The organism is Mycobacterium sp. TH-M25 (assembly GCF_057473665.1).
In genome coordinates this window covers 1-3266 of the sequence record NZ_JBYCLA010000578.1, presented here as the reverse complement: position 1 = coordinate 3266, position 3266 = coordinate 1, and the positions used below count along the sequence as shown (strand labels likewise).

Annotated in this window: 3 protein-coding genes and 1 pseudogene; all 4 read left to right on the top strand. The window is 60.9% G+C overall.

Annotated elements, in window-relative coordinates; all coding sequences use genetic code 11:
* Positions 1–439, top strand: a pseudogene (locus tag AC2VOU_RS19330) (GTPase HflX); the annotation flags it as partial.
* Positions 440–681: 242 nt separating this feature from the next.
* Positions 682–1842 (top strand): acyl-CoA dehydrogenase family protein, encoded by a 1161-nt coding sequence (locus tag AC2VOU_RS19325; RefSeq protein ID WP_486958808.1) that lies wholly within the window; start codon positions 682–684, stop codon positions 1840–1842.
* 379 nt (positions 1843–2221) lie between these two features.
* Entirely contained in the window at positions 2222–2572 is a 351-nt protein-coding gene (locus AC2VOU_RS19320; RefSeq protein ID WP_486958807.1) for a PE family protein, read from the top strand.
* A gap of 134 nt (positions 2573–2706) precedes the next feature.
* On the top strand, positions 2707–3266 hold a 560-nt coding region (locus AC2VOU_RS19315; RefSeq protein WP_486958806.1), incomplete at its 3' end, for a PPE family protein.

Sequence of the window (3266 nt, the reverse complement as noted above, 5' to 3'; positions counted from 1 at the left end):
GTTGTTGCACGTCGTCGACGGCTCAGACGCCAATCCGCTGGCTCAGATCAACGCGGTTCGTCAGGTGATTTCCGAGGTTGTCGCGGATCACGGGGGCGGTGGCGCGGAGGCGCCGCATGAGCTGCTGGTGGTCAACAAGATCGACGCCGCAAGCGATCTGATGCTGGCCAAGCTTCGTCACGGGTTGCCGGGCGCCGTGTTTATCTCCGCTCGCACCGGGGACGGTATCGACGTGTTGCGGCGACGGATCGTCGAGCTCGCCGTGGCCACCGACACCGCGGTCGACGTGGTCATCCCGTACGACCGTGGTGATCTGGTGGCTCGCCTGCACGCTAACGGGCGAGTCCAGCAGGCAGAGCACCACTTGAACGGCACCCGGATCCGCGCCCGCGTCCCGGTGGCGCTGGCCGCGAGCCTGCAAGAGTTTTCGGCCTACTGATAGCCGTTGCCGGCCAGACGTCACCGAGTTTATAGTCGCCGTCGGTGCGCGGCGCATCGCTTGGTTGGCCAGGTGGCGGGTCGGGCGGCAAGCTATCGACCAACCATCCGGTTGGTATATGTTGGGCGGCGAAGTTCCCGTTCGTCGGAGGTCATGTTATGAGCCGTGCCGACGACGATGCAGTGGGGGCACCTCCCAGCCGCGAAGCGGCGAGGGGACGAAGCGATGAGGAGGAGCGGCGCATGAGCGGTGCCGTCAAGTACCAGCGCACCCTTTTCCAGCCTGAGCATGAATTGTTTCGCGAGTCCTACCGAGGCTTCCTCGATCGCCACGTCGCGCCGCACCACGGCGAATGGGAGAAGGCGAGGATCGTCGACCGTGGGGTGTGGCTCGAGGCCGGCAAGCAGGGCTTCCTCGGGATGGCGGTGCCCGAGGAGTACGGCGGCGGCGGTAACCCCGACTTCCGGTACAACACGATCATCACCGAGGAAACCAGCGCCGGGGGCTACAACGGGATCGCGTTCGGCTTACACAACGACATCGTGGCCCCGTATCTGCTGAGTCTGGCCACTGAGGAGCAAAAGCAGCGTTGGTTGCCCAAATTCTGCACTGGGGAACTGATCAGCGCGATTGCGATGACCGAACCGGGAACCGGCAGCGACCTGCAGGGCATCAAGACCCGCGCGGTCAAGCAAGGTGATCACTACATACTCAATGGCGCAAAGACTTTCATCACCAACGGAATCAACTCAGACCTGGTGATCGTGGTGGCGCAAACCGATCCGGACAAGGGCGCGCAGGGTTTTTCGCTGCTCGTTGTCGAACGCGGCATGGAGGGCTTCGAACGCGGCCGCCATTTGGACAAAATCGGACTGATCGCGCAGGACACCGCCGAGCTGTCGTTCACCGACGTACGCGTTCCGGCAGAAAACCTGCTTGGCCAGGAGGGGATGGGATTCATCTACCTGATGCAGAACCTGCCGCAGGAGCGGATCTCGATCGCCATCATGGCAGCCTCGGTGATGGAGAGGGTGCTGGAACAAACATTGCAATACACCAAGGAGCGCAAAGCTTTTGGCAAGCCAATAGGCAGCTTCCAGAATAGCCGGTTCGTACTGGCCGAGCTGGCGACCGAGGCCACCGTGGTGCGCATGATGGTCGACGAGTTCATTCGTCTGCACCTCGAGGAGAAGCTAACTGTGGAACAGGCCGCAATGGCGAAGTGGTATGCCAGCGAGAAGCAGCTACAACTGGTCGACCGCTGCCTTCAGCTGCACGGCGGGTACGGCTACATGCGCGAATACCCAGTCGCCCGCGCCTATCTCGATGCCCGGGTTCAGACGATCTATGGCGGGACCACCGAGATCATGAAGGAGATCATCGGCCGAAGCCTCGGTGTCTAGCGTACGTCAGTTGCCATTTCAGCTAGATGGCTAGCCTGCCGGTGCCATTGAAATGAAATACATTGTCGTGCAACGACATCTGATCGTCTGTCCCGACTTCCGTAGATAGTGGGCATACAGGTCATAGGATTGACCTCCTGGCGACCAAAGCGTAGCAGCGGGTTTGGAAGGCGCGGGTTCCTAGTTTGCAACCGCCGCATCCTCCCCACGGCCCGCACAGCAAGACAACCACCGATCTGAACGACTCAATCGTCGCCGACGTCATGGACCGGACTGGGGCATCGTGCGCTAGCACCCGTGTCCTTTGGCATCACCGTCATCGCGTAGGCTGGGGCCGCTGGAGTTCTTCAGTGTTCACGCCCTTCGATCTGTCGGGAGAGTGCTAGTGATTGCATTTGGGTCAGGATCAGAGAGCTTGGTGGGGGATCCTCGTCTGGCAAGTGGGGCAGGTGAGGTGATAGTAGAGTCAGAGGTCCTCACTACCGCAGGCACCGATATGGTGAAGCTTGCTGACCGTGTTTCGACAGCCAAGACCCAGAAGGTCCCGGTGACTACCAAGGTTCTCCCGCCGGGAACCGATAGCGTGTCAGCTCTGTTAGCGAGATTTTTTAATACCCGCGGGCAGCAGTATCAGCTGCATACCGATCGGGGCGCCGAGATCGGCAGGGAGATCGGCCAGGGCGTGACGGCTGCCGCAAAGGCTTATGAGGACGCCGATACGATTTTATGAGAATCTGACGACTGAGGGCTGTGAAGAAGCTGGCAACGAGCCTGAGTCATCTCAGCTATGGCTGCTCACGGGTTGCTACTGGCAATAGATTTGCCAGCGATATGTGATATCGAGTTTGGGGGGAAGTAACTAAGGTGTTCAATTTCCACGCACTACGACCCGACATCAACGCTCAAAAGCTTCGTGGTCCGGGTTCTGGCCAGCTGCGGGACGTTGCGCGGGCATGGCATAGTCTGGCGGACGAGTTAGCCCTGTTCGTGGACGAGTGGGTATCCAAAATCCGCACGGCGGACCTGTATTTTCGCGGTCCGGCGGCGGGTCAGATTTCAGTCGCGGCAAACCAATACGGGCGCTGGCTGGCGGAACACGCCGCAGCGGCCACTAGGACCGGCGACCAGCTCGATGAAGCGGCGGCGGCCTACGACACGGCGGTCGCCACGATGGTGCCGGCGCCGACGGTGGTGGCCAACCGCCTGAAGGTCCAGACGCTGAAGTTAGGCAACCTTCTCGGGACTTTCACTGCCGCGATCGCGCAGGAGGAAGCCGCCCACCAAGAGATGTGGACCCACAATGCGGACGTGATGACGACATACAAGCGCGAGGTTTTCAGGATAATGGAGCAGGAAAGGCCGATTATTCCGGCGCCGATGGTAGGCCCGCATGAGGCACTGAGTCGGTTGGGGGACTTCGACCC